General features: G+C 60.1%; 21 protein-coding genes. 9 read left to right on the forward strand and 12 right to left on the reverse strand.

The features are described from left to right. The first annotated feature begins 345 nt into the window (after positions 1 to 345). Both BGC09_RS09270 and BGC09_RS09275 read left to right on the forward strand, forming a co-directional pair. Entirely contained in the window at positions 346 to 1,134 is a 789-nt protein-coding gene (locus BGC09_RS09270) for a helix-turn-helix domain-containing protein (RefSeq protein WP_069803602.1), read from the forward strand. 655 nt (positions 1,135 to 1,789) lie between these two features. Continuing rightward, positions 1,790 to 4,072, forward strand: a complete 2,283-nt coding sequence (locus BGC09_RS09275; protein ID WP_069803603.1) for a transglycosylase domain-containing protein — start codon at positions 1,790 to 1,792, stop codon at positions 4,070 to 4,072. 17 nt (positions 4,073 to 4,089) lie between these two features. Here the strand turns inward: BGC09_RS09275 and BGC09_RS09280 are convergent, their stop codons facing one another. Further along, on the reverse strand, positions 4,090 to 4,953 hold the full coding sequence (locus tag BGC09_RS09280; protein ID WP_069803604.1) for a PHP domain-containing protein: 864 nt from the start codon (positions 4,951 to 4,953) through the stop codon (positions 4,090 to 4,092). A 239-nt stretch (positions 4,954 to 5,192) separates the two neighbouring features. Further along, positions 5,193 to 5,927: a response regulator gene (locus BGC09_RS09290; RefSeq protein WP_069803606.1), complete on the reverse strand. Its 735-nt coding sequence runs from the start codon at positions 5,925 to 5,927 to the stop codon at positions 5,193 to 5,195. A 366-nt stretch (positions 5,928 to 6,293) separates the two neighbouring features. On the opposite strand from BGC09_RS09290, the gene BGC09_RS09295 reads away from it, so the two are divergent. From BGC09_RS09295 to BGC09_RS09310, 3 genes are all read left to right on the forward strand, one after another. After that, on the forward strand, positions 6,294 to 6,923 hold the full coding sequence (locus tag BGC09_RS09295) for a histidine phosphatase family protein (protein WP_141727707.1): 630 nt from the start codon (positions 6,294 to 6,296) through the stop codon (positions 6,921 to 6,923). A gap of 401 nt (positions 6,924 to 7,324) precedes the next feature. Beyond that, positions 7,325 to 8,875 carry an MFS transporter gene (locus BGC09_RS09305; protein WP_069803608.1) on the forward strand — a complete coding sequence of 517 codons (1,551 nt, stop codon included), beginning with the start codon at positions 7,325 to 7,327 and terminating at the stop codon, positions 8,873 to 8,875. Between the two features lie 307 nt (positions 8,876 to 9,182). Continuing rightward, complete coding sequence (locus BGC09_RS09310; protein WP_069803609.1) at positions 9,183 to 9,713, forward strand: DinB family protein; 531 nt, start codon at positions 9,183 to 9,185, stop codon at positions 9,711 to 9,713. Between the two features lie 58 nt (positions 9,714 to 9,771). Here BGC09_RS09310 and BGC09_RS09315 read toward each other — a convergent pair whose 3' ends face one another. The 5 genes from BGC09_RS09315 to BGC09_RS09335 all read right to left on the reverse strand — a co-directional run bounded on the left by BGC09_RS09315 (position 9,772) and on the right by BGC09_RS09335 (position 14,275). Next, entirely contained in the window at positions 9,772 to 10,050 is a 279-nt protein-coding gene (locus tag BGC09_RS09315; protein WP_052887501.1) for an Lrp/AsnC family transcriptional regulator, read from the reverse strand. Positions 10,051 to 10,363: 313 nt separating this feature from the next. Continuing rightward, complete coding sequence (locus tag BGC09_RS09320) at positions 10,364 to 11,323, reverse strand: ribonucleotide-diphosphate reductase subunit beta (RefSeq protein ID WP_069803610.1); 960 nt, start codon at positions 11,321 to 11,323, stop codon at positions 10,364 to 10,366. Then, on the reverse strand, positions 11,304 to 12,950 hold the full coding sequence (locus BGC09_RS09325; RefSeq protein ID WP_084658274.1) for a long-chain-fatty-acid--CoA ligase: 1,647 nt from the start codon (positions 12,948 to 12,950) through the stop codon (positions 11,304 to 11,306). The genes BGC09_RS09320 and BGC09_RS09325 overlap by 20 nt, the downstream gene beginning before the upstream one ends. Positions 12,951 to 12,992: 42 nt before the next feature. Next, a complete protein-coding gene (locus BGC09_RS09330; RefSeq protein WP_069803611.1) occupies positions 12,993 to 13,430 on the reverse strand; it encodes a MaoC/PaaZ C-terminal domain-containing protein in 438 nt (145 codons plus the stop codon). A gap of 359 nt (positions 13,431 to 13,789) precedes the next feature. After that, a complete protein-coding gene (locus BGC09_RS09335) occupies positions 13,790 to 14,275 on the reverse strand; it encodes a hypothetical protein (RefSeq protein WP_069803612.1) in 486 nt (161 codons plus the stop codon). 397 nt (positions 14,276 to 14,672) lie between these two features. Here BGC09_RS09335 and BGC09_RS09340 point away from each other — a divergent pair, with 397 nt between their 5' ends. The 3 genes from BGC09_RS09340 (at position 14,673) to BGC09_RS09350 (ending at position 17,895) form a co-directional block, all read left to right on the forward strand. After that, positions 14,673 to 15,710, forward strand: coding sequence for a thiamine pyrophosphate-dependent dehydrogenase E1 component subunit alpha (locus BGC09_RS09340; RefSeq protein WP_069803613.1), 1,038 nt, complete (start codon positions 14,673 to 14,675; stop codon positions 15,708 to 15,710). Beyond that, the gene (locus BGC09_RS09345) at positions 15,707 to 16,723 is read left to right on the forward strand and encodes an alpha-ketoacid dehydrogenase subunit beta (RefSeq protein WP_069803614.1); all 1,017 of its coding nucleotides are present in this window, start codon (positions 15,707 to 15,709) and stop codon (positions 16,721 to 16,723) included. The genes BGC09_RS09340 and BGC09_RS09345 overlap by 4 nt, the downstream gene beginning before the upstream one ends. A gap of 401 nt (positions 16,724 to 17,124) precedes the next feature. Beyond that, a complete protein-coding gene (locus BGC09_RS09350) occupies positions 17,125 to 17,895 on the forward strand; it encodes a hypothetical protein (RefSeq protein WP_069803615.1) in 771 nt (256 codons plus the stop codon). Between the two features lie 78 nt (positions 17,896 to 17,973). On the opposite strand, the gene ccsB is transcribed toward BGC09_RS09350, so the two are convergent. The 4 genes from ccsB to BGC09_RS09370 form a co-directional block, all read right to left on the reverse strand. Beyond that, entirely contained in the window at positions 17,974 to 19,050 is a 1,077-nt protein-coding gene (ccsB, locus tag BGC09_RS09355) for a c-type cytochrome biogenesis protein CcsB (protein ID WP_069803616.1), read from the reverse strand. Between the two features lie 263 nt (positions 19,051 to 19,313). Continuing rightward, a complete protein-coding gene (locus BGC09_RS09360) occupies positions 19,314 to 19,877 on the reverse strand; it encodes a PadR family transcriptional regulator (RefSeq protein WP_176728888.1) in 564 nt (187 codons plus the stop codon). A 219-nt stretch (positions 19,878 to 20,096) separates the two neighbouring features. Then, a complete protein-coding gene (locus BGC09_RS09365; RefSeq protein ID WP_069803618.1) occupies positions 20,097 to 20,780 on the reverse strand; it encodes a DedA family protein in 684 nt (227 codons plus the stop codon). After that, positions 20,761 to 21,597, reverse strand: a complete 837-nt coding sequence (locus BGC09_RS09370; protein ID WP_069803619.1) for a YjbE family putative metal transport protein — start codon at positions 21,595 to 21,597, stop codon at positions 20,761 to 20,763. The genes BGC09_RS09365 and BGC09_RS09370 overlap by 20 nt, the downstream gene beginning before the upstream one ends. Positions 21,598 to 22,037: 440 nt before the next feature. On the opposite strand from BGC09_RS09370, the gene BGC09_RS09375 reads away from it, so the two are divergent. Beyond that, the gene (locus tag BGC09_RS09375) at positions 22,038 to 22,952 is read left to right on the forward strand and encodes a glucosaminidase domain-containing protein (protein ID WP_069803620.1); all 915 of its coding nucleotides are present in this window, start codon (positions 22,038 to 22,040) and stop codon (positions 22,950 to 22,952) included. A gap of 171 nt (positions 22,953 to 23,123) precedes the next feature. Here the strand turns inward: BGC09_RS09375 and murJ are convergent, their stop codons facing one another. After that, entirely contained in the window at positions 23,124 to 24,908 is a 1,785-nt protein-coding gene (gene murJ, locus BGC09_RS09380; RefSeq protein WP_084658284.1) for a murein biosynthesis integral membrane protein MurJ, read from the reverse strand. Positions 24,909 to 25,158 lie beyond the last annotated feature (250 nt).

Below are 25,158 nucleotides of genomic sequence, written 5' to 3' on the forward strand. Positions count from 1 at the left end.
TGCCAGATCTCTTTAAACGTGGCTAGCTTTAGAAAGCATCTTTCTAAAAGCTACGGCATTCTTCATCAGTAGCCTGCATTATATAATATGTGGCGGCATGAGGATACGGTTGACGGTACTATCCATCTAGTGCAAATGATCGTCTTCCGCATGGGGTGGGAGAGAGCGGCCTTGACGGGCATGCGCAATTCCCATACAATCTATTTACAGGGGAGAGACGTGCAGCCAGCCGGTGAAGCTCAGGAACCATTACGCACAGAAGGTAAGATACCAGATCGTCGTTCGTCCGTTCGCCGTTCAGCTGTCGGCACCACACCGACCCTGGCTCTGAAGGGAGGTCGGGCTATGACGTCTGCTTCTACACCACGGCCAGAGGAGGAGTGGCTGAGTCTGCGCGAGGCCGCAGAATTGCTGGGGATGCATCCAGCTACGGTGCGCCTATGGGCCGACCGCAACGCCTTGCCCTCACGACGTACCAGCGGAGGGCATCGCCGCTTTCGCCGCTCCGATATCGAGGCCCACTTGCGCCAGGAAAGCGAGCGCAAACCGCGCCCTGCCGCTCGACTCCTCGTGCAAAGCGTCCTGGGACGTGTACGCGAGGCCTGGGCCGAAGGCGTCCTGGAGCGCCTGCCCTGGCACCGCCATTTCGATGAGGCCGCCCGCGAAGCCTATCGCCGCCTCGGACGACGCCTACTGGAGCTACTGCTACGCGCCCTGACAGACGCAGGCGCCTACCCCGAGCTGCTGCATGAGGCCGCTCACCTCGGCTACGAATATGGCTCGATTACCCGCACCTCCCACGTGCCTGTGGCCGACGCTGTGCGCGCCTTCCTCTATTTCCGCAGCCTCGTCGACGAAACCCTGATCCAACTGGCCGAAGTCCAGGGAACTCGCGATCATCAAGAGATACCCTGGGCCGAAAGTCTCTATCAAATCCAACGCCTGACGAACGAAATCTTGCCCGCCCTGATCGAGGCCGCCCTCGGCGAGACTGCAAATCAGCAGCCGGCTGTTGCCCAAACAACAGCCAACACCCACGGCAACACCCCGGCTCCCGAAGACTCCCCCAGCCAGCCCACCGAAAACCTTCTCCCCAACAGAGAAGCGAGAGCCCACCCAGACCACCCAGAGTAATGGCCCAATAACCAGCTCCTCCCCTCCCCTCCTTCAAGCTACCCTGGCCGCCTGCTTACCTTTCTCTCCTAGGAAATGACTCCACCCGCTACGAAAGGAGAAGGATCGACGTATTATCACCTGTGAGCAAGAGAGGCCCGCTACGCGCTGGGGGATGCGCAGGCGACAGGTCTCAGCAGTAATCTAGAAAGTATTCCGTAACTTCCAGCCCACAATTGAATTAAAGATACATTCTGTGTTACAATATGAATATAACTCCGAAACGGTGCGGGGAAGGGTGGACTGGTGACTGGCGGCACCGATCATTCGTTCGTGAATAAGGGTACGACCAGAAGTAAGCACAACAGTACTAACGCCGTGTTCTTGTGGCCGCTCCAGCCCGGCAGGCGGAGCGGCAAAAGCCGGCACAATTCTGCATTTCCTGTGAAATCCACTCCATCGAGATAGACTATCAGTTTCTGTTATCTGCTATTCTGGATATAAGGACCCACTTGACTCTCAAGCGACTCTCTGTCTGTGAGAGCGTGGGTCGAAGTCGTGAGTACTGTCTCCGAGAAAGATCAGCGGCCAGCAGAGCAGGCGGGGGAAGCCGAAACGCAGACCCTGCCATGCGCTCAATAAGCAAGCAAGCAGGAGAGAGAAAAAGGGGTAGACTATGTCCGACGAGAGGCAGATAGAGGTTCTGGAAGAAGAGTCGGCGGGAGAGAAGACGGAGGTGCTCCACCTCCCTGCTCGTCTGCCGGCTAACAGCCGCGCAGCTGCCGCACAACGACTGGAGGAGCGCCCTGAAAAACCGGCAGTGGGCGTTTTCTATGAGGCTCCTCATCTGATGACCCACCCGCACGGCTGGCGTCTCAGGCGCCACTATAAGCGCAAGAACCTCCATCGCAGTAATCTGCGCTACGCGCTGGCTGAGAAGATCGGCACCCAGTGGACGCTGATGCCCCTGGCCGTGATCTCACTGGCGGTGGTCATTGTGCTCACCAGCGTGCTGGTTGGGGTAGCGGGTCTGGTCAGCGCTACCGAGGAGCGCTTCGGACAACAGGTCGTCACTTTGGCTGACATCCTGCCCAAGGATAACCTGAAAATGTACGATGCCAGTGGTGACCTGATCTATCAGATGACAAGCGAAGGACTGCAAACAACGGTCCCGCTCTCCCAGATCTCTATCCATCTACAGCATGCCGAAATCGCGATCGAAGACCAGAATTTCTGGAATAACCCAGGCTATGATATCACTGGCATTGTCCGCGCCGCCCTCGACGATCTCACCCACGGTCGCATTGTCTCTGGCGGTAGTACTATCACCCAGCAGCTCATTAAAAATGCCATTGTCGGTAATAAAGATACCATTATTAGAAAATTGCAAGAAATTATTCTTGCTCCGCAGGTGACACGCTACTATACCAAGCAGCAGATTCTCTCTATGTACCTGAATACCGTCTACTACGGTGAGCAGGCCTATGGAGCAGAAGCAGCTGCTTTCACCTACTTCGGTCTCAAGGACACCCCAACGAAGAAGGCCGCGGCTCAGCTCGATATCGCCCAGTCGGCTATGCTGGCTGGTATCCCCAGTTCGCCGATTGCCCGCGATCCCTTCATTAACTGGCCAGCTGCCTTCCAGCGCGCCAAAGATGTGCTCCATCAGATGCGCATTCAGGGCTACATTAATGCCCAGCAGGAGCGTGCGGCTATTGTAGAGATGCAGCAGCCGAATTTCCTGCATCGCGGCGTGGTCAAGAACAGTCCTGATGCCCCGCACTTTATCAATTATGCGCTCAGCGAGCTGGCCCAGGTCTTGCATGTGAAGGTTCCTCAGCTCGCTCGCAGCGGGCTAAGTGTCCATACGACGCTCGATCTCGCTCTGCAGAAGCAGGTTTTCAACATCGCGAAGCAGCAGATTCAGAAGATGGCCGCCCACCACATGAGCGATGCGGCGGTAGTGGTGATGGACCCGCATACGGGGGCCATCCGCACGCTGATTGGCAACATTCACCCAAACGATCCCAACACAGGCCAATTCGATGTAGCAACGCAGGGCTATCGCCAGCCTGGCTCGGCCTTTAAGCCCTTCATCTATGCCACGGCCTTCGCCCAGGGGATCAGTCCGGGCATGCCAGTTTACGACGGCCCGTTGACCATCCAGATGTGCTGCGGCCTGCCGCCCTATACGCCGCATAACTATGATATGAGCTATCACGGCCTGATTACCTACCGCTATGCCCTCCAGAACTCGTTCAACATTCCGGCGGTCAAGCTGTTGATGCAGGTCGGCGTTGATAAGGCTCTCAAGACGGCGGAGACGATGGGCATCACGAACTATGTCGGTACGCCTAACTATACGATGGTGCTGGGCACGCTCGGTGTCCATCTCTTGGATATGACCGCCGCCTATGCCGTCTTTGATAACGACGGTGTCCGCGTGCCACCGCATGCGGTCAACACAGTGACCGACTCGCAGGGACACCTGATTTACCGCTTCGTGCCGCAGGGCAAGCGAGTGATTAGCCGCCAGGTGGCCTTTGTTGTCACGAATGTGCTCAGCGATAACAATAACCGCACCTACGAGTTCGGTAAGTGCAGCGCCCTCTACCTCTATAGCAACACGCAGCAGCAGTGCTATGCCGGCAATCCCGGCGTGGTCCGCCCGGCAGCGGCCAAGACGGGGACGTCGGAGAACTTCATGGATAACTGGACGGTGGGCTATACACCTGATACGGTGGTGGGGGTCTGGGTCGGCAATGATGATAACTCGCCGATGCTCAACGTCATTGGTGTCGACGGCGCCGGCCCCATCTGGCACGATACGATGCTGCTGGTGGAAAAAGGCAAGCCGGTAAAGCAGTTCCCTGCCCCACCGCCTGGCGTGGTGAAGAAGACGGTCTCCTATCAGGGACTGACCACAACCGATTGGTATATTGTTCACAATGGCGAGTAGGATAGAGGCAATCGCCTCTATCCTACCTGAACACCGAGACGCTCCAGTAGACGCCGGCTAAGCTCGGCGCGGTACTTGATAGGCATGCGTCCGACGTGTCCGTGAGAGTCGGAGCCGGTGCTCAGCAGGAGGTCGTGCTTGTTGACGTAGGCGAGATAGCTCTCGATCGTCTCAGGACTGTGGTAGGGATGGTAGACCTCAATGCCGTCGAGCGGGACCTCGGCCCGCACTTCGTCCAGCAGGGTGGGGTCGTAGAAGGTAAAGCCTCGCTCCTTCCGCCCTGGATGGGCGATCAGGGCAACTCCCCCGCTGCGGTGAACGGCGTCGACGGTCACGGCCAACTCGGCATGGATGCTGCGCTGACCAGCCTCGCGCAGGATCTCCAGCGCCCGTGGCCAGTCCGGCGCATAGCCATGCTCGATGAGGAGAAAGGCATTATCCCGCAGCTGCCGCGGCTCGCCTCCGCTGGCAGCGAGCAGCTCGGCTGCACGCGGAAAGCTGTAGCCGCGCCTCTGGAGGGTCTCATAGACCTCCCATGCCTGCTCTCTCTGCCGACCCTTGACATCGGCTATGACCTCCCGTAACAGGGTGGTTTCGGGATCAAAGCCGTAGCAGAGGACGTGCGCCGAGTGGTTGCGCCAGGTGGTGCTCATTTCAACGCCAACGAGCACACGTAGCCCTTTGCTGGCAGCTAGCTGGCGCACGGTGTTGATGGTGTCAACACGGTCATGATCAGTGACGGCGACCAGCGCAAAGCCTTCTTGAACCAGGTAGTCGATCAGTTGATCGGCTGTCCAGCGCCCATCACTGTAAGTGGTGTGCATGTGCAGGTCAATGGGCGCTTCTGGAGAAAGCTTGAGTGGTGCTGTAAACAGGTCCAAGAGTGAACTCCTTCTACCGATAGAAATGCAATGGGGGTGGCCTTCGTTGGCGTGCTTCCACCTCGCTCGCTGAAGATCAGCCCTGGCTGGTGCCGGCGTGCTGGCAGGGCACCACTTCCCTCGGAGGAACGTTGGCGCGCTCTGCTCAGTCGCTGTCGCAGCCAGGCGCTGGAAGCCTGGATAGCCTGCTGCCTCGCTCTCCTCTGGCCTTACCTTGGCTTGCTTCGCCTCCTTGACTCTTAGCGACGGAAGCAGTAGCCAACGCCACGCACGGTCTGGATAAGCTTGGGGTTGGCGGGATCTTCTTCGATCTTCTCGCGCAGCCAGCGCACGTGCACGTCGACAGTGCGTGTGTCTCCTACATAGTCGTATCCCCAAACGTTATGGAGAAGCTGATCTCGAGTGAGCACTGTTCCACGGTTGCGCACCATGTAGACAAGGAGATCGAACTGCTTGGGCTGCAGCTCAATTTCTTGATCGCGACAAAAGATGCGTCGACCGTCGAGATCGATGCGCAAGGGGCCGGCGACAAGCTCGCGCCTGGGCCGTGTAGGCGCTTCGGGGCCGCCCCGCAGACTCTCCTCGTCAAAGGCGCTGCCATACTCAACGCGACGCAGTAAGGCCCGAATACGCGCCAGCAACTCCCGACGCCCGAAGGGCTTGGTCACGTAGTCGTCTGCTCCCACTTCGAGGCCAACGACTTTGTCGATCTCGTCCCCTTTGGCTGTGAGCATGATGATGGGAATGGTGGCGGTCTCCGGCTCGCGTCGCAGCTGCCGGCAGACTTCCAGTCCATCAAGGCCAGGCAGCATGATGTCGAGCAGGATGACGTCGGGGTGCTCGCTCCGAGCCGCTTCCAGGGCGCTGTAACCATCTGCCGCTGTAATCACCTGGTAGCCGGACTGCTCCAGGTTGTAGGCAATGGTTTCGACCAGAACCTCCTCATCATCTACGACGAGAATCTTGCGCGCCACGGTTCTTCTCCATCCTCGTCTCTCTCTGGCTGGCTGAGCTAGAAAGGCATCACTCTGAATCACTTCATTTCATTATACTATATCGCTCATCCTCCCCAGCCTGCCAGCCGGCTCCCGCTGACGCCAGTGTTGTCCGACGGCTTTCAGACATGGTAGCATGAGATAAAGAAGGCGGACAGGCCGGCGGCAAGGAGCAAGCAGCGTGCTTGAGACGACGTACACACGTACCCACGCACGCACGCACGCATCGCCCGGCTGATCAGTCCCATCCCTCTCTCTCTGTCTTACTCATTCTCGGTCAGCTGCTTGTGGCTCAGCGCTGGCTCCTGACCCTATCTTGAGGAAGAAGCAAAGGAGACCCTGCTTATGACTCATCTCTATCTGATCCGGCATGCGGAGGCACTGAACGCTGTTCAGCGACGTTTCGGTGACCTGGACCTCACTCCTCGGGGGATCAGGCAGGCCGAACGCCTGCGCGATCGCCTGGCTACAGGCGAGATCGCTGCCGATGTGCTGATCTCCAGTACCTTGCGCCGCGCCTATCAGACCGCTGAAATTATTGCGCCAGCTCTGGGCCTCCCTGTTATCCCTGATGACGAGGTGCAGGAGATGCGCGAGGGACAGGCCGCCGGCTTAAGCGAGGAGGAGTTTGTCGCGCGTTTCGGATTCCCCAATTTTGAAGAGAATCCTTTCCAGCCAGGCGCCCCGGAGGGCGAAAGCTGGCCGGAGTTCTTGCTCCGCGTCGGGCGCGCCCTTCAGCGCATTACCCATGAGTATGCAGGGAAAACGATCGTGGTTGTCTGCCACGGCGGCGTCATCGATGGTTCGTTTATCTACTTCTTCGGCCTCAATTCTTTTTCTTTACCATCTGTGCGCTTTCAAACAGAGAATACCTCTATTACACATTGGTACCACGGCACTTCGTTCCTACAGGAACGCGCCTGCTGGCATCTGCGTTCTTACAACGATACCTGCCATCTCCGCGATATGGAGTAAGCGACTCACTCAGGTGACTGCCTCCGCTGACTGCCTCCGCCCTGCCCGATGACGAGGCCGACCATCTGACTTACTGGCTGGCTGATCGGCTGGTTCGAGCGATCCTGGCCTGCTCCCGCCTGGATCACTGCCAGCCGATCGGCGGGCATGCTCGGGTACTTGGACCGTGTTGTAATGTAGTGGAAGAAAGGAAAGAGGCTCAATCGAGGCCATGCTGGGGTTCCCGGCGTCCAAGCGACCATCATGGACGAAGGGACGAAGGTAGTGTAGAGCAGAGCTGGCCTCGTTTGTTAACCAGCCTTAAAGCCTACTTAACAAATCCATAACATTGGCGCGCTACGATTCTGCTAGAACTGGTTTGAGTCGCGAACATGTCCCTGAAGCAAGGAGACACAACACATATGGTTGATGGCGGAGAGCCATCCCGGATTGTCGCCGTGGATAGTGCTATTGATGCGCGTAAATCTGTCTTACACACTCTTGACAACAGTAGCCTCTCGGGCTTCCACTGGAAAGCGATGATCACCTCTGGCATGGGCTTCTTCACGGATGCCTATGACCTGTTTATCATCGGTGTTGTCCTCGCAATCCTGACGCCCCTCTGGCACCTCGGCAATTTCGAAATTTCCCTCGTTGGCAGTACCTCGCTGATCGCAGCGGCCCTCGGCTCAATGATCTTCGGGCGTCTTGCCGACTTCGTGGGACGGCGCTCGATCTACGGCTTCACACTGCTGGTGCTGGCGGCAGGGGCCCTGGCTTCAGCGCTGGCGCCCAACGTCGTCTGGCTGATCATCTTCCGCTTTATCCTGGGCCTGGGGATCGGTGGCGATTACCCCCTCAGCGCAACGCTGATGAGCGAGTACGCCAATCGGCGCGATCGTGGTAAGCTGGTGACGATGGTCTTTGCGATGCAGGGGGTTGGTCTGATCCTGGGTCCCCTGGTGGCTATCGCGCTGCTGCTGGCCGGGCTGGACCACGATCTGACCTGGCGCATTATGCTGGCTCTGGGTGCTGTGCCCGCGCTGGCCACCTTCTATCTGCGTCGTCAAATCGCTGAGACGCCACGCTTTGCCTTGATGATGCAGGGCGACCTGGAGGCTGCTGCGGCAACGGTCGGTCGGGTGACGGGCCAGAATGGCCATGCTCACAACGGCGCTGGCTCCTCGCTCTGGACTCAACCGTCGGCTCAGAACACTCAATCTGAACCGGCCAAGAGCAAGAAACGCTCCTGGCTTCCGTTGCTCTGGCGCGCTCCATACCTGCGCTGGCTGATCGGTACCGCTGGCTCCTGGTTGCTGCTCGATATCGCTTACTATGGGACGACCATCTCTAGCCCGCTGGTGTTGAAGGCGCTCAATGCCCACTCCAGCCTGCTGCTCAACATGGTCTATACGCTGCTCATCTTCCTGGTGGCCGCTTTCCCCGGCTATATTCTAGCCGCGCTGACTATTGACCGCCTGGGGCGCAGGTGGATTCAGTGTGTGGGCTTTGCCATGATGGCCCTGGCCTACGGGCTGCTGGCGATTTTCCCGGCCTTGACCCAGCTCACCGTGCCCTTCTTGCTGGTCTACGGTGTGAGCTACTTCTTCACCGAGTTCGGCCCGAATGTGACCACCTTCGTCTATCCTGCTGAGATCTTCCCGGTGATGGTCCGCTCCACCGCCCACGGCATTGCGGCTGCCCTGGGCAAGGTGGGTGCCTTTATCGGGGCGTTGATCTTCCCCTTCCTGCTCAGTAGCTTCCATCTGCCGGGCGTGATGACCTTCACCGCCATTATCTCGGTGGCTGGCCTGGTCCTGACCTTGCTCACCCTCCCCGAACCCAGCGGTCGCTCGCTGGAAGAGATCTCGGGAGAGTATAAGCTGGTCGAGAGCGAGGCGCTTTCCTCCTCCGCTTCTTCCTCTCCTCTGCTCACTGAGAGGGTGGCCGTCGGTGAGCCGCTTGCGCGTTAAGGCTGGCCTTCTGCTGGCTGCCTGTCCACCGCGGGGCGGCTCCCGCAGCAACTGGCGAGGAACGTTAGCCAGCAACATGGCGCAGCACAATGACGGCGTGTACAATAGCTCCTGAGAGCGCGCCGTCTTTTTCTTTGCTCGCTGCCTGAGTATCCTGCCGGGACAGCGAGGCAAAGGGCCAGGAAGGGAGCCGGCGCCGAGGTCGGCTTGACTTATTCGGCCTGGAGGCCTTCGACGGCCAGCAGCCCAGCCCGCGGTGTGGCGGAAAACCAGGCCGGGTGAGGACAGAAAGGGGAAAGCTCTTGCCATGAATATTATCGATTTTTTCCGACTGGAGCAGCGTCGCCTTCACCAGTGGATGCGCAATAGTGTGAGCGATCTCAGTGTGGAGGAATGGCACTATCAGGGGCCGGGCCAGGCCACTACCATCGCCTTTCTACTCTGGCACTGTGTGCGCACGGAAGATAATATTTTGCGCTTCATTTTGCAAGGCCGGCAACCGATCTGGAACGAGGAGGAGTGGCATACGCGCCTGGGCTTGCCGCCGCGCGTGCAGGGCACTGGCATGAGCACGGAGGAGGCCCGGCAGTTTCGGATCGCTGACCCGGCTTTGTTTCTCCAATACGCGGCTCGCGTTTGGCAGGAGTTTGAAGACTATCTGGCGGCTGTCGAAGATGGCGGGGCTGAGTTGTCTGCACGCCTTGTGAAGGTCAAGCCTCTTGGCGAAATGCCGGCCATCCAGGCGATTGGCCAGGTCTGCCTGACGCATTGCTTTACTCACCTCGGAGAGATCGCTCACATTCGCGGCGAGCTGGGCAAGCAAGGGTTGCCCATCTGAGTTGAGGCAGCGGCCAGAGCGGCCTGGTGGCGAGCGCGGCGCTCTTCCCTCCTGCTCGCTATTCGACGCCGAGGTCCCACGCCTGTTGGAGATCGGCCCGCGAGTAGCACTGAAAGGCCATCAGGGTGTGGGTGCGGGTAATCGTCGGGATGGCAGTCATCTTCCCCGTCACCACCTCGGCCAGGTCCTCATAGCGGGGCAGGCGCAGCAGCGCCACCAGGTCATAGTCGCCGGTGACCGAATACACCTCGGCTACGCCGGCGATCTCCAGCAAGCGCTGCGCTGTCTCGTTGATTTGCCCTCGCTCAACGTTCATCAGCACCAGGGCCGTGATCATCGCTTTCCCTCCTTCTTCTTCTTGGAAAAAGCCTGCTTGCGCGTTAGTAGCATACCCCACTCATCCTAGAGCCAGACAGGTGCTGCCAGGGGCGAGTCAAGTGCAACCAGGGGTCACCTACTACCACCGCCTGTGCAGGCTGAGCGCCAGAGGAGCGGGTGAGCAGGGGAGGCAGATTCGATTCCTTTCCATTCCTTCCTCTTTTCATCCCATACTCGCTTGTTGCTGGCTGATCAGCCTGCGTCAGGCGCGTGCTCTCCCTCTGGCTCAGAGCTGGGGCCTGAGCCAGAGCCTGGCCATCCCTTCCATCTCCCTATGCCTGAAAGACGGGCGGTGGTGGGACAGTGGGTAGCTCCATACTTAGCCCGATGCCCTTGAGCTTCTTGCGGAGCGACTCAATGGCATAGCGTGGGGTCTGCCAGGGATCAAGGCGGGCTGCCAGGTACTGCGGGATTTCGCTCTCTGGAGGGGTAAGGCCCGCCAGGGCGGTTGGCAGATACTTCTGGACGGCAGCGTAGACGATCTGAGCCTGTTCGTGGTTCTGCTGGATCATATCGCGCAGAAACTTGACGCCGAAGAGCACATGGCGCGACTCGTCGCGGGCCACTGCGGTAAAGCCGGCACGGAAAGCGGGGAAAAGATTGAACTGCCGATAGGTCTCCAGGATGGAGCGCTGGCCGGCTAAAGCCATCGTGCCCTCAACGATGATATGGTAGAGCGTGACCCCTTCGATCAGATGGGCGAGCTGGCCCGGCTCCTGGCGGATGCGCTCGGCGATCGCAGCCAGCTCCTCGATCAGAATGGTCTGCAGATGCTTGTTCATATATCCGACAGCCACCTGCAAAGCGCCGTCGAGGCTATCCTCTTCCACGCCCAGCACCTCGCGAAAGAAGCGGTCAAAGAAGACCGTATGGCGGGCTTCGTCGACAAGCTGGGTGGTCAAGAAGAGCCGCATCTCCTCGTCAGGCATGGCCACCACGTAGGGGGCTAGAGTGTTGGTAACGCACTCTTCCCCTTTGAAGAAGGCCGAGAGGCCATACATACGGGCCTGCCGCTCCTCATGGGGCATAGCCTGCCACTGCTGGCGGTCATAGCTGAAATCCAGCTCCTGTGCCTGCCACTGCTGACGCTCCCAGCGATAGTAGAGCTCGCGGTAGCTGGGCAGGTGGACCAGTCCCTGATCGATGATATTGAGCACCGCATCGATCGGCGTCGCCTGCAGCTGGGCGAGGGGAGCAGTCTCCAACGGGTTGCTATGAGGGCTGTTGGACATAACGCCTCCTCAGCTCCTTCTTATCGATCTTGCCCACGAGGTTACGCGGCAGCGAATCAACAAACTCGATCTCGCTTGGCGTCTTGTAATTGGCCAGATATTCACGGCAGAAAGCTTTGAGGGCCTCGGCGTCAACCGGCTCGCGCGTGACCACGAAGGCCTTCACCTCCTCGCCCATGCGCTCGGAGGGGATGCCGACCACGGCGGACTCGATGACCGCGGGATGGCGGTTGAGCACTTCCTCAACATCGCGTGGATAGATGTTAAAGCCCCCGCGAATAATCAGGTCCTTCTTGCGCTCCACCACGTAGATGTAGCCGTCCTCGTCCATGCGTCCCATATCACCGGTATGGAGCCAGCCATTGCGCATGGCGGCTGCGGTCTCCTCGGGCAGATTGTAGTACTGTTGCATGACATTGGGGCCGCGGGCAATGATCTCGCCCACCTCGCCTACTGGCACGTCCTGGTCGTTCTCATCGACGATGCGGATCTCGACACCTGGCAGCGGCTTGCCGACCGAGCCTGGCTTGCGCGGCATCTCGCGATTGTGGCCTGTGAGGGCGGCGGTTGCTTCTGAGAGGCCATAGCCTTCGAGGATGTGACAACCGAACTTCTTTTCGAAGGCTTCCAGCACAGCCACTGGCAAGGGGGCCGAGCCGCTGACGCAGTACTGCAGGCTGCTGGTGTCGTACTTGTCGGCATCAGGGCTATGGAGCAGGGCCACGAACATGGCAGGCACGCCAGCGAAGCCGGAGACGCGATAGCGCTCGATCGCCGAGAAGACAGCGGTGGTATCGAAGCGTGGCAGCATGACGATGCGCGCGCCGTTGAGGTAAGCCACATTGGAAGCCACCAGGCCAAAAGCATGAGCCAGAGGGAGGATGGCCAGATGGGTTTCACCCTGGCTCTCGGCGGCGCTTGGGTCCTCATCGCCACCGACGCCGCGTCCGCTGACGGCGTTGGCCACCAGATTGCGGTGGGAGAGCATGACGCCCTTGGGGTGACCCGTAGTGCCGGAGGTATAGAGGATGACAGCGGTGTCATCGGGGCTCAGACTGATACCGGGCAGGTCGCTCAGGTAGTAGTCGGCGTAATCTAGGCCGCGGGCGAGGACATCCTGGTAAGCGTGGATCTGGGCCCTCCCCTCTGGAGGCGCGTTTCCTGCTCCAGCTGCTGCCGCGTCGCTGACACAAATGATCTGCTCCAGGGTAGGTACCTGGGCCAGAGTAGAGCTGTGGAGCGGGAGCAGGAGCGGGCTGGTGATCAGCAGGCGGGCCCCCGAGTTCTGGGCAATATAGTGCACCTCGGGGGGCTTCAGCAGAGGAAGAACGGGGATAACGATGGCGCCGGCACGCGCAATGGCCTGGTAGGAGATAATCACCTCGGGACAGTTCGGAATCATCACCATCACGCGGTCGCCAGGCTGTATGCCGAGCGCGCGCAGGCCGGCGGCCAGTTGCACGGCCTCGCGGGCGATTTCCACGTTGGTATAGCGGCGGGGCTCAGCCAGCTGGGGGTCCTCATAGACCAGGGCCTCGTAGGTGCCAAAGCGCTGGCAGTTGTAGATCGCCAGGTCGTACTGAAGCCGCAGGTCAGCGATGTCCCTGATGTTCCTGGCTTCGACCATGCGCAAACCTCCTTGTTAGTCGACCGATGGACAGTCACTCTTTTAGTTGGCGGACGGCAAAGAGATGACGGCTTCGCCACCCGTCACTCGCTCGCCGCGCTGGTTCTCGGCCCAACACTCGATGGTGATCAGCTCACGCCCATCAGCCTCGCGGCTACGCGCCGTCACTCGACCCCGACAGGTCAAAACGTCGCCCGGGCGCACCATGCTGGCAAAGCGCACCTTGAGGCGAGCGAGGAAAGCCTCGGGGTAAGAGGCGATCTGCTGCTCGATAAATTGGCCAAGGAAGGCCATGCTGAGCATCCCATGAGCGATGACCCCGTCAAGCCCGACGCGGCGCGCTGCCTCGTCGTCCAGGTGAATCGGGTTGTAATCGCCCGAAGCCTCAGCATAACGGTGGAGCTGTTCGCGGGTAACCGGCGGCTTCACCAGTGGGGGAAGTTCTGTGCCGATAGCTGCCTCGACAATGCTGCTAGTCATAGCCTGCCTTTCGTTGCACTGGGGAGAGTGGACTCGCTCCGTCCCTCCAGGGTGATCCTCGGCGATCGCCCCGGCTCTGACTGGGGAGTACTCACTCACGTACTGACGCGCTTGCGTAAGGATGCACTCTCACGCTCGCAGTTGGACATCTCTAAAATGCGGCAGCGGCAGCAACCGCTCTCGATAAAAACTGTAACATGATCAGGCCGCTTAGACAAGGGGCTGGGGCCGTGTGCCAGTGAAGCAGCCTGGCTTTCGCCATAGCAGGGCCTGTGGAGCAGGCAGAATGATGCGGACGTTCTTCGCCAGGCCGACTGGTCGGCAGGGAGCTGGCCGGGGTGCAGCGCGTTGGGACTCTCTCACCATGGTACGAGCTGGTTGCGCCACTCGCTCGGCGGCTCCTCGATGACCGCTGGCTGCCAGCCCGGCTCGCCGTAAAGAATATCTTCCTTCCAGCTGGGATTTTTTCGGCAAAAATGATAGCGGATGCGCCAGCGCTGGTTGATCCGTTGCTGCTCGTGATAGGCTGTCTCGACCCCTAGATGAAAGCTGAGCAGACGGGCATAGTAAGGCTGGAGGCGATACTCCAGATCGTCGGTGTTGAGGTCATGCTCTGTGAAAGTTAGCTCCAGGGTAAAAACATAGGGATAGCTCAAAACTTCTGGGGCCCGGTCTTCTTCGTCAAGATGGTGGATCATGACCAGCATACCTAACATTTCGAACTGGTAATAGAGCGCGTCGCGGGTCCGCTGCCGCTTGAAAGGAGGCAAGGAAAGAAGGGTACCGATCTCGCTGGCGAGTTGATGCAGAGATTTCTCTGTTTTGATGAAGACCTGGAAAGACATACAGATACTCCTTACAGGGGCGGAGATCCGAGGACAGTCGCGCCATCTGGGTGACAGACAACAGGTCTGATAGTGCTGTATGCCTCATCTTACTGCTCATGAGAGGGCCTGTCAATCTGTATCAAGCCAGTTCCATCTTTGCCTTGACAGCGGTGTGAGGCATCGGGTAGTCTTGAGGCAGACAGACAAGCAAGCAAAGCTGAGCCAGACAGACGATCGAGTTGCAGCCAGCGCAGGGTCGGCAGAAAGAGAGCAACGAAGGCTTGAGCTGTCTTTCCTGCGTCAGGCTGGTCCTGCCAGGCGGTTCTATCCTCATCTCGGGCCTGCTGCTGCCGTAGCCGAGAGCGGCTCGGCAATGTTCTCGTAGCGCCTTGCTTCCAGTCAGAGGGAGGTGGCCATGATTAAGCCTGAACCCAGCCCGCAGGACCTGCAGTATCTTGTTGCGCAGGCGGAGCTGGACGCGGACCAGTTACGGCGGGCCTATCGACAGCTCTGCCTGATTCGCTCCTTCGAAAATCTCATCGCCGATCGCTACTACATCGGCAAAGCGCCCGAGTTCAACATGGCGGCGGGACCAATCCGGGGTGAAATGCACCTGGCCGTTGGCCAGGAGGCGGTAGCGGTAGGGGTTTGCTCTCTGCTCGAGGAGAGTGACGCGGTGGTCAGTACCCATCGGCCTCACCATCACGCTTTGGCCAAAGGGGTCGAGCCAAAGAAGCTGGCGGCTGAAATCTTTGGCAAAGCCAGCGGCCTCTGCCACGGCAAGGGTGGCCATATGCATCTCTTCGACACAAGCAAGCACTTCTCCTGCAGCGGCATCGTGGGAGCCTCCTTTCCCCAGGCAGCGGGTGCCGCTTTTGCCTTCCGCAAGCTCGGTCAGCGCCAGGTAGCTGTTGCCTTCGCCGGCGAGGGGGCTGCCAATCATGGGACGTTTGCCGAGACGTTGAACGTGGCCGGCCTCTTCCAATTGCCCCTGGTGGTGGTCATCGAGGACAACCTCTACGCGGACTCGACGCCAAAGTGGGCCGCTCTCTCCACGGTTCACCACTTTCAGCGGGCCCAGAGCTTCAATGTCCCCTCCTATGTCGTCGATGGCATGGACCTCATCGATGTCTACCGCGTGGCCAAGCTGGTGATCGAGCGAGCGCGCAACGGCATGGGGCCAGCCCTCATTGAGGCGGTTTGCTATCGCTACCGCGGCCACTTTGAGGGAGATGCCGAGGAGTATCGGACGCGCGAGGAGGTTGAACGCTGGCGGGCTCTCGATCCCATTCCGCGCCTGGGTGAGCGCCTCAAGGTGCTTGGCTGGGCCGATGAGGCGACGCTCAACCGCCTGCGGGATGAAGCCCAGCAGGAGGCGGAAGCGGCAATCCAGTTTGCAGAGAGCAGTCCATTACCGGAGCCGCAGGAGGCTCTGAGGGGGGTCTTCCAATGAGAAAGCTCAAGGGGCTGGCTTTTGCCATTGCTGAGGCTATTGATCAAGAGATGGCTCACAACGAGCGCCTGGTGGTCTTGGGGGAAGATGTCACCTACTGGGGAGCCGTCTTCGGCTTTACGATGGGTCTTTTTCCGAAGTATGGGCGCGAGCGAGTGGTGGACACGCCGATCACCGAGCAGACCTTTATGGGGATGGCCGTCGGAGCGGCCTCGGTTGGCCTCCATCCGGTGGTCTCGCTGATGTTCGTCGATTTCTGCGGGGCTGGCTTCGACCAGATGTTTAACCACATGGCCAAAAACCACTACATGTCGGGGGGCCAGTTACCGATGCCCGTGACGGTCATCACCGCCATTGGCGGTGGTTATGGCGATGCCGCCCAGCATTCACAGGTCCTCTATGGTCTCTTCGCCCATCTGCCAGGCTTCAAGATCGTGGTGCCCGCCACGGCCTACGACGCCAAAGGTCTGACGGTACGCGCGCTGGCAGACCCCAATCCGGTCATTATCTTCGGCCACAAACTGCTAACGGGGCTGCCTTTCCTGCCGTTCGAGGGCGAAGAGGAGGAAGTGCCCGAGGAGCGCTACACCCTGGAATTTGGGCAGGCGGCTGTTCGCCGTCAGGGGCGGGACCTGACTATCGTCGCTGCTGGCCTGATGGTTCCTCGCAGCCTGCAAGCTGCCGAGCGGTTGGCGCAAGAAGGCATCTCAGCGGAGGTTATTGACCTGCGGACTTTGGTGCCGCTAGACGAGACCACGCTGGTCGCCTCGGCTCGTAAGACTGGCCGGGTGCTGATTGTGGACGAGGATTACATGAGCTACGGGCTGAGCGGTGAGGTGGCTTTCCGCATTCAGGCTGGCGCGCTTGGCTCTCTGAAGGCCCCAATCCAACGGCTGGCAGTGCCCGATGTGCCGATTCCCTTCTCAGAGCCCTTGGAGAGCGCTGTCATTCCCAGTGTCCAGCGCATCTACGAGGCCGCTCGTAGCCTCGTTGGGGTTCAGGCGCTCGCTTAAGTGAAGGTCAGGAGCACGGCGCGCATCGCTGACACTCGCCTGGGAACAGAAGGCAGACGAGGCTGATCGACGGCTGGTTGACTGGTTGCTGGTGGCCTCAGCCTCGCCTGCTGGAAGGGAGAGGGAAGCTTGCACCTCTCAGCTCCCCCTGCTATACTGAGCAAAAGCCGATGGGCAGGTCCCGTCAGCCAGGAGGCAGCCGTTTCTTGCGAGAGTGTAACCTGGTGAGAGGCTGGCCTGTCTGGCCCGACCTCCTGGTCCTGGCTGCGTCCCGCTTGTTGCCCCAAACGGCGGCAGCGGGTCGTCTGATCTGGTAGAGGGAGGGATGGCAGCGGCCATGAGCGGGCGGACTGACGCGGAGTAGAGTAAAGCAAGTAACAGGTAAAGAGCAACGAAACCGTATGGCTGCGAGACACAAACCCGGCCTGCCGGCTCTTCCACCGGTACAGGCCGGCCCTATTCTACATGCCACCCCACTGGTGGAGCGCTGGTTTTGGCACTACTGGCAGCGGTTAGGGCTGCCAGAGAGCGAGCTGGCACTGTTGGCCCTGACCCAGGATCGTCGTGAATATCAGTGCTGGACAGGCAAGCGACTCAATTTCATGGTGCTCGGCTGCTACTGCTACGTACAGCTCGGTGGGAAGATCAGTTCTTCGGTAGCCGATCGGGTCAGTCGCAAGCCGGGTCAGCCGGAGAGTGGGCGAGCCAGTCCAATGCTGCCGCTGCCGGGCTTCAGCGAAAGGGCAGTGTCTCGCTCAGCCTCTGCCGTAGGCGGGGAGGTAGCGCGCCATCGGCACTGCATTTTCATTGAACCGGATATGCAGCCGCGTTCCATCGAGGTCACGGTAGCGCATGAGCTGATCCACCTTGCTGACCGGGTGCGAGGTACTCCACGACGCCATCGTCATCACGGCTATGATTCCATCGCCGCCGACGAGGCCGCTATTACCGGCTATGATCTGGAAGAGCTGCGGCGGCTGCTTCACGAAGAGAGCGCCCGTCGCGAGCAGCTGCGACGGGCGCGAGCGCCTCTGCGTTACATCTATGTCTGTCCCAACTGCGGTAAGGAATACCCGCGAGCACGCCGCTACAGTCGTCCTGTTTCCTGCAGCCTCTGTGACAAAACCTATAACCCACGCTACCGACTCCTGCTAGCCCGTGAGCTGCTCTAAGAAGCACGAAGCGGAGCTGAGTTGTCTTGTCTGAGCTGGGTCAGGTGGACGACGGCAAACGGCAAAGCCGTCGGCGACCTACTTGGCGTAGCTGTGCAAGCTCGGCACCAGGAAACTCACCCCGTAGTAAGTAAAGAGCGTGGCAGCGAAGCCGATGACCAGCAGCCAGCCGATGCGCTTGCCGCGCCAGCCACGGATACCGCGGGCATGCAAATAGACGGCGTAGATCAACCAGGTGATCAGCGCTGAAGTTTCCTTGGGGTCCCAGCTCCAGAAATGGCCCCAGGCATAATTTGCCCAGTAGGCACCCAGGATCAGGTTGAGGGCCAGCAAGGGGAAGCCAATGATCACCGCCTTGTAGCCCAGCTCATCGGCAGCCTCTGCCGAGGGCAGCCAGGCGATTCGCTGACCACTTCCACCCTGGAGCAGGATAATCAGGCCGGTCCCGAAGGCCACGCTGAAGAGCGCATAGGCAAAGATAGCCATCGAGACGTGCAGCGTCAGAATGGGCTGGTCCTGCAGCGCTGGAATCAGCTGGGCCGAGCCAGTGATCAGATTGTAGGTGGTACCCACATAGATGGCGATGACCAGCGTCACCACCGAGAGCAGGCAAACGTAGAGACCCCAGGCGCGCACACGCTCGTGGAAACGCGCCTCGAATAGCAGATAGCTGAGCAGCAGAGCCGCCGTAAAGCTGACACTGAACTCGAAGAGATTGCTCCAGGGGGCGTGCCCCGTCACAATCGTACGCAGCACCTGCGAAAGGATCAGGGTCAGTGCCGCGAACCAGCCAACTGTCGTGCCGATGCGTCCAACGGCGATCAGGCTGCGGTTCAGCGGAATGGGTTGCTCTCCATCGGGCTGCTCGTTAAGAATGACTTCGCTGCGCACCAGGGTGGCAACCCCTCCCTCGCTACCGGCGGCAACAGCAGCTGCCCGCTTGCTGCCCTGTGCCAGCTTGCCTTTGCCGCGCTGGCGTTGCTCCTCGCTGGCGACCTGCCTGGCCAGGCGCGCGGTGCCGATGGTATACCAGAGATAGGCCGCCGTCATGACGCCGATCATACAGAGGCCAGTAGTAAAAAGATACTTGGACAGGGTCGCCAGTCCCTGCAGGGCCGCGGTGCCGCTACTGGCCGTCACCATGAAAAGCTGCATCACTAACCTCATTGATCATGTCATATCAGGACTGCCAGGCTCATTCTATTCGTCTCGCTTGCCACTCCTTTCGCGCATCAGAGGCGCGGAAGGAGGAGAGGTCAACGGAAGGTTTGGATCTGGTTATTAGAGATAGTAGCATAGCTGAGGAGGGGCGTCAAATGAAAGAGCGCGGTGCCGAGAATGCCTGACGTATCAGAAAGCGCGAGGCTGCTGGCTGGTAAAGGTCCTGGAAGAGGCAGGGAGTGCTATCGCTCTGCTTTCTATGAAGATGTGCCCACGAGGCGGTAGTCGTGTTGCAGCTCTTGCAGCCAGGCGATGAGGGCGCGTGTCTGATGAATGCGGCTGCGTAGCACCACTCGGTCGAAGAAGGTCAGATCCTGAGCGGGCGCGAGTTGTTCCTGGCCCCCCTGCAACCCTTCGAGGTGGCGCAGGAATTCCTGGCAGGCAGCAATCTGGCGCTCGATCAGGGGCGGCATCTCGGTGGGGAGCACGTGCCGGATAAAGTAGAGCTTCAGCAAGAACAGGATGCGGATATCGCGCGGGCGCTCGACCGGTTCCGTCAACCAATGCCGAAAGGAGTCTCTGCCAGCAGGAGTCAGATGAAAGACTTTCCGTGGCGGACGCGAGCCTTGCGGCTCCAGCTGCGCAACAATGTAGTTGAGCCGCTCCAGCTTCTTGAGGAACGCATACATCTGGCTCATTTCCAGATGGACAATCTGGCCCAGGGTACCACCCTGGAAATGCTGGAACATCTCGTAGCCATGCATGGGGCGCGCCTCCAGCAGCCCCAGAATGGCATATTCGGCAGGCTCGCTGACGTGCATACACCGCTCCTCTCGTGCAACAACCCGGCTCCTGGCTGGCGCGGTCTGTGCTCTCATTATAGTCTACTCATAGAGACGCAGCAAGCCACCTCCGTAGCAAAGGACAACCCAACGGCAGCGACCTGCAGGCAGGAAGGAAGAGAGGAAGAGGGGACTGAGGGTCAGGGCAACGTTGCGCCAGTGAGGAGAGGGTGTTTTTCTTCGTCTGACCTGCTGGCCTTATTGCTGGGGGAGACCTGAGCGCGGACCTGGATGTCGATGGCGGCGCCGCCAGTGCTTGCGGCCCAGGCGCCAGGCGAGCCAGCTGATCGCGATGCCCGCCAGCAGCAAGCCGACGGCCCAGCCGCTTCCCTTGAGCAGCTGACTCAGCAGGGCGTACTCGCTGGCCAGCCAGTAGCCGAGGCCGCAGTAAAGCAGGCTCCACAGGCCGGCTGCAAGCAGTTCCCAGAGCAAGAAGCGCCGATAGCGCATGGCCAGCATTCCCGCGCTAAGAGCGGTCAGCGAGCGCATATGACCGACCAGATGAGAGAAGAGAATGGCCTTCCCACCGTGACGTTGCAGCCAGCGGCGGGCCAGGCGCAGGCGGGCGGTCAGTCGCCAGCGTCGATCAAGGTGGGCGGGCAGATGATGGAGCAAGGTCTGGGCGAGTAGCAGGCGCCCAATCAGATAATCGCAGTGATAGCCGAGCACGGTGCCCAGCCAGACGCAGAGGAAAACGCCCACGATATCGAGCTGGCCTTGTCGCGCCAGAAAGGCCGCCAGCAAAGCCAGAGAACCACCCGGCAAGAGGAGGCCCAGGAGGGCCGTATTCTCGGTGAAGGCGCCCAGCAGGGCCGCAGCATAGCCATACTGCTCATAGAATTGCTCTAGCCGGGCCAGCACCCTATCGCTGAGATCGTTCATCGGGCTTTTTCCGCAACAAGGCCTCATCCCGGGTCCGAGCCGGGCCGGTAGCCGATGGTTGAGATTCTACGGGTGCCCCCGACGGTGCAGAGGAAAGGGAACGTGGTGGTTGCCGACGGGCGCGCAGGCGCAATGCGATATCGACGGCCAGCACCAGGCCCAGACAGAAGGCATAGACCACATACTCGCTCCACCAGACCTGCTTCAGGAATGGCCCCAGGCGGAGATCGCTCAAGATCATATGGCCCGCCGTCCAACCGAGGACCAGCGCAGCCACATCCAGTAACCAGGGCAAGCGCCCGATCAGCTCGGCGACCAGAGCGCTCCCGAAAAGCAGAATAAGCAAGCTGAGCAGAATGCCTGCCGCCAGCAAGAGCAAATTGCCGTGGGCCAAAGCGCCAACAGCGATCACATTGTCCAGGCTCATCGTGGCATCGGCGATCATGATGGTCAGCAGGGCCTGCCATAGCGAGGGGCCGCCCTCCCTGGATCTTCCACTGGCCTGGGTGGCACCATCGGCGCCAGCTGACTGGGCGCTCTCGGGATGATTGATGCGCTCCATCAGCAGATGAATCGCGATGTAGAGAAGTACCGCTCCTCCGAACGCCTGCAGAAGCGGAAGTGTTAGCAGCAGCGTTGCCACGATCGCAAAGAGAATGCGCAAGACCACCGCGCCGCCGCCTCCGATGAGAATCGCCAGCCAGCGCTCTCGTCGTGGTAACCGGGCTGCAGCCGCGCCGATGACCAGGGCGTTATCGCCGCTGAGCACCAGATCGACCAGAACAATGCCGCCAATAGCCCCAAGTAATTCCAGCACCGTCTCTCTCTTTCCCCTCCTCCTGGCTGATATCGTCCCTCGCCTGCTTCCACGCCTGGACTGAGCGGTTCCCTTCCTGGGCTGTGGCAGACACGCTAAGAGAGGGCCGGCTCAGGCGGCGAAGTTTCCGCGGCGAGGTTCCTAGTGAAAGTACGGTGGACGCGCGCCACGAGTTATCAGCAATCCTACTGACAGCGGCGCAAAGGCAGATGTTACCTGAAAGTGGTGATCCTCTTCCCTTGTAATCGAGGGTCTCAACTGGCATTTTTAGCCGGTCTATGGTATGCTCTCTAGTGCTAAGACAAGTGCAGGTAGCTGTCAGTCAACCCATCGCTGCAGCAGAGCATGCAGTTACTTCTTGCATCCGGGCGCAGTGCTGTGTTACAATATCCGCATCTTTGTATTGCAAGACACGAACAAAAGTTCTAAGGGGCCTGTGCATGGCTAACGGGAGCAGCTACGGACGCAACAGCCGATCAGAGGATCAGCCAGTTTTATTTGTTCCCCCGCGGCGCAGGGCGACGCGCATCCTGCCAGCGGAGGGAAGCGGAGTGACGGAGCCGCCGCGTGTGAGAGGGCGGGCCTCCTCGTCGATCCCCGTGACCACCATTGAATTGCCGGAGAGTCGTCCTTCGGCGGGGGGATTCCTCGGGGCGCACAGGCACTGGCTGGGACCATTTTTGCTATGTCTGGGCACCGTTGTTCTCGGTCTCCTGGTCATGCTGAGCGCCGCCATTTACGAGCGGGGCGCCCATCTCGACCTGGTAACGGTGCCTGGCCAGGTCTATCCCGTGCAGATTGGCGGCTCTTTCGATGCCTTCAACACCTGGGAAACCAGCACTGGCCCACTGCCACCCAAACAAAGTATCCCCACCCATCCCGGTCCCTACTCGGTCCTGGGGAAGCCGACAATCACTGTCGACTTCATTAATAAGGTCCTTGCCGCTTATCACTCGCCGGCGGCTGGTAAAGGGCAGGCGCTCTATAACTATGGCGTACAGTATGGCATTGATCCGGTCTACGCGCTCGCCTTCTTTATGCATGAAAGCTCGTTTGGCACCCAGGGAGTGGCGCGTGAAACGAAGTCGCTCGGCAACCTCCGCTGTATTCCCACTCGTCCCTGTACCAGTCCTGACGGGCATGGTTTCGCTATTATGTACAGTTGGGAAGATGGCTTTCTCCAGTGGTACAAGCTAATTCGCAATCTCTATGTGGCCCAGTGGGGGCTGGTGACCATCGAGCAGATCATTCCAAAGTATGCTCCTGCAGCCGATCACAACGATGAGAAGGCTTATATTCGAGCAGTTGAGCATGCCGTCGATACCTGGCGTGCTGGCAGCATCTATGTGACCTGAAGCGTAGCCATCTGGCTGGCCTGGCTGCTTACCTCGCCGACCTGCCTGGCGGGGGCGGCCTGGGAAGTCTGCTCGGCCTGCCCTTTCCCTTGCCCAGAATGAGCAGGCTGAGCAGAGCGCCAAGGCAGGCTGAGCGCAGCTCACCCAACCCGCTTGCGCAGAGAGAGAACCTTATTTCCTCCCCAGTTTGGCCATCACTGCGCGGGTCAGCAAATGGATCTCCTCCACCCGCAGTATGAGAATGCAGGCAAGATAGACGGCGGCGGCCACTCCCCCGGCGATCACTACTGTCAGCAATGCGCCCAGGGTCGTCGCCTCTGAAAAGAAAGGCAGGTGCCCCAGACCGATTTGAAGCAGCCAGGCGACAAGGCTCATGACGGCGGCGGCCAGCAGGATCTTGCCCAGCGCTGGCAGGGTTGTGCGCAGGTGCAAAGAGCCGTGTTGTACTCGCCAGATCAGGAGCAGGATCAGGGCATGTGAGGAATTTTGGACGGTATTGGCGAGGGCCAGGGCGGGCATGCCAATGGTGCTGTAGCCTGGCAGAGCCACGGCCAGATAGCCCAGGATGGTGATGAAGCCCACGGCCACCGGCACAATGGTATTTTTGCGTGCAAAGAAGGCGGCCATCAGGAGCTGGTCAACGGCCACAAAGGGCAGCTGGTAGGCGTAGTTTTGCAGGGCCGTCGCCGCCAGGATAGTATCGTGCTGCGTATAGCGACCGTGGCGATAGATCAGGTCGCAGATCGGCTGGCGCAGAATGATCAGTCCCAGGGCTGCCGGAATCATCACTAGCAATCCCAGGCGGATACCGGCCATCAGGGTCTCTTTAAACTGTTCCTCCTCGCCGGCGTTCGCCTGGACCGAGAGCAGCGGCAGAATCGAGAAGGCCAGGGCCGAGGCCACCAGCCCAATGGGAAACTGCAGCAGGCGGGTGGCATTCTGCAGGGCGGTAACGTTGGCCGCGCCGTCGCCGGGAGTGAGCGAGGCCAGATGCAGATCAAAGTTGGCGAGCAGCACGTTGAGGACGAAATAGCTGACAGCCACCGGGGCATAGAGCTTGAGGATGCGCGGGATGCCGGGATGGCGCAGCTGAAAGGTGAAGAGGTAGCCCAGCTTCTGCCGCCGTATCCCTGGCAAGAGCAGGAGAATCTCGCCGGCGGCCCCCAGTAGCACACCGCAGGCAATCCCATACTGGCCAAAGTGCTGCTCGCCTACCAGCGCCCCAACGATGACGCCGATGATGATGCCAATGTGAAAGGCGGCGGTTGCAAAGGCGGGCCAGCCGAATTCACGGAGGGTATAAAGGGCTGCCAGCAGGACTGAGAATGGCCCGAGGCCAACCAGCGAGAAAAAGATGATCTGCGAGTAATGCAGCGTCAGCGTTTTCTCAGCCCCTGTATAGCCCTGGGCAATGAAATTTACGAAGAAAGGAGCGAGCAGGGCGTAGCCTGTGGCTATCAGGAGCATGAGGAGCGTGACGACATTCACCAGGGTGAAAACCAGCTCGCGAAATTCCTGGCGTTTCTCGGGCGCGACATAGTCGCTGAAGGTAGGGATGAGGGCCTTATCGACCGAGCCGTTAATGACGAAATCATAGAAGGTTTGCATGGAGACGCTGGCGGCCAGAAATGGCCCAGCGACGCTCTTACCGAGGGCCGCGATGACAATCTGGCGCACCATGCCCATGATGCTGCTGCCCAGGTTGCCGAGCATGACCAGCGAGGCCCCACGGGCAACCTGGCCGTGGGGGCTGGAGGGGGCCGTCGGCTCAGCGGTGGCTGCCGACGCCGTCTCTCTCTTCTCCTCCACGCCCTCGACTGGCAGCGGTAGCTCTCCTTCCGCCGCGGGCGCCCCGACGGTGATCAGCGGCAACGGACCAGAGGGATGCTCCGGCGCTGGTGATCCCTCCGCCGCTGTGTCTGCATGAGTCGGATGTTGTGCTTCGTAGTCTGCCATAGGCTGGATCGATCCTATCTCCGTGCGATATGAAGCCTGCCTGGCTATTCGGCGGGCGGGCCGTCAAGCGCTCTCCAAGACAACTGGTCGACGTGAGTGGTGAGCGGCAATGCGGGCGGAACGTCCCTGATCTGAGTGCTTCCTGCCGGGGAAGCACGTCCGTGAAAGGCGCATTGACCAGCCGACCAACCGACCAACCAACCGACCAACCAGCCAGCCAGGCTGCTAAGAGGTCATGGCAGGCGCTTGA

Source organism: Thermogemmatispora onikobensis (assembly GCF_001748285.1).
Taxonomy (GTDB): Bacteria; Chloroflexota; Ktedonobacteria; order Ktedonobacterales; family Ktedonobacteraceae; genus Thermogemmatispora; species Thermogemmatispora onikobensis.

What these genes read in the sequence shown, in the direction of transcription:
- BGC09_RS09270 (WP_069803602.1), top strand. Translation starts at nt 346, where the DNA reads ATGACGTCTGCTTCTACACCACGGCCAGAGGAGGAGTGGCTGAGTCTG.
- BGC09_RS09275 (WP_069803603.1), top strand. Translation starts at nt 1,790, where the DNA reads ATGTCCGACGAGAGGCAGATAGAGGTTCTGGAAGAAGAGTCGGCGGGA.
- BGC09_RS09295 (WP_141727707.1), top strand. Translation starts at nt 6,294, where the DNA reads ATGACTCATCTCTATCTGATCCGGCATGCGGAGGCACTGAACGCTGTT.
- BGC09_RS09305 (WP_069803608.1), top strand. Translation starts at nt 7,325, where the DNA reads ATGGTTGATGGCGGAGAGCCATCCCGGATTGTCGCCGTGGATAGTGCT.
- BGC09_RS09310 (WP_069803609.1), top strand. Translation starts at nt 9,183, where the DNA reads ATGAATATTATCGATTTTTTCCGACTGGAGCAGCGTCGCCTTCACCAG.
- BGC09_RS09315 (WP_052887501.1), bottom strand. Translation starts at nt 10,050, where the DNA reads ATGATCACGGCCCTGGTGCTGATGAACGTTGAGCGAGGGCAAATCAAC.
- BGC09_RS09320 (WP_069803610.1), bottom strand. Translation starts at nt 11,323, where the DNA reads ATGTCCAACAGCCCTCATAGCAACCCGTTGGAGACTGCTCCCCTCGCC.
- BGC09_RS09325 (WP_084658274.1), bottom strand. Translation starts at nt 12,950, where the DNA reads ATGGTCGAAGCCAGGAACATCAGGGACATCGCTGACCTGCGGCTTCAG.
- BGC09_RS09330 (WP_069803611.1), bottom strand. Translation starts at nt 13,430, where the DNA reads ATGACTAGCAGCATTGTCGAGGCAGCTATCGGCACAGAACTTCCCCCA.
- BGC09_RS09335 (WP_069803612.1), bottom strand. Translation starts at nt 14,275, where the DNA reads ATGTCTTTCCAGGTCTTCATCAAAACAGAGAAATCTCTGCATCAACTC.
- BGC09_RS09340 (WP_069803613.1), top strand. Translation starts at nt 14,673, where the DNA reads ATGATTAAGCCTGAACCCAGCCCGCAGGACCTGCAGTATCTTGTTGCG.
- BGC09_RS09345 (WP_069803614.1), top strand. Translation starts at nt 15,707, where the DNA reads ATGAGAAAGCTCAAGGGGCTGGCTTTTGCCATTGCTGAGGCTATTGAT.
- BGC09_RS09350 (WP_069803615.1), top strand. Translation starts at nt 17,125, where the DNA reads ATGGCTGCGAGACACAAACCCGGCCTGCCGGCTCTTCCACCGGTACAG.
- ccsB (WP_069803616.1), bottom strand. Translation starts at nt 19,050, where the DNA reads ATGCAGCTTTTCATGGTGACGGCCAGTAGCGGCACCGCGGCCCTGCAG.
- BGC09_RS09360 (WP_176728888.1), bottom strand. Translation starts at nt 19,877, where the DNA reads ATGCACGTCAGCGAGCCTGCCGAATATGCCATTCTGGGGCTGCTGGAG.
- BGC09_RS09365 (WP_069803618.1), bottom strand. Translation starts at nt 20,780, where the DNA reads ATGAACGATCTCAGCGATAGGGTGCTGGCCCGGCTAGAGCAATTCTAT.
- BGC09_RS09375 (WP_069803620.1), top strand. Translation starts at nt 22,038, where the DNA reads ATGGCTAACGGGAGCAGCTACGGACGCAACAGCCGATCAGAGGATCAG.
- murJ (WP_084658284.1), bottom strand. Translation starts at nt 24,908, where the DNA reads ATGGCAGACTACGAAGCACAACATCCGACTCATGCAGACACAGCGGCG.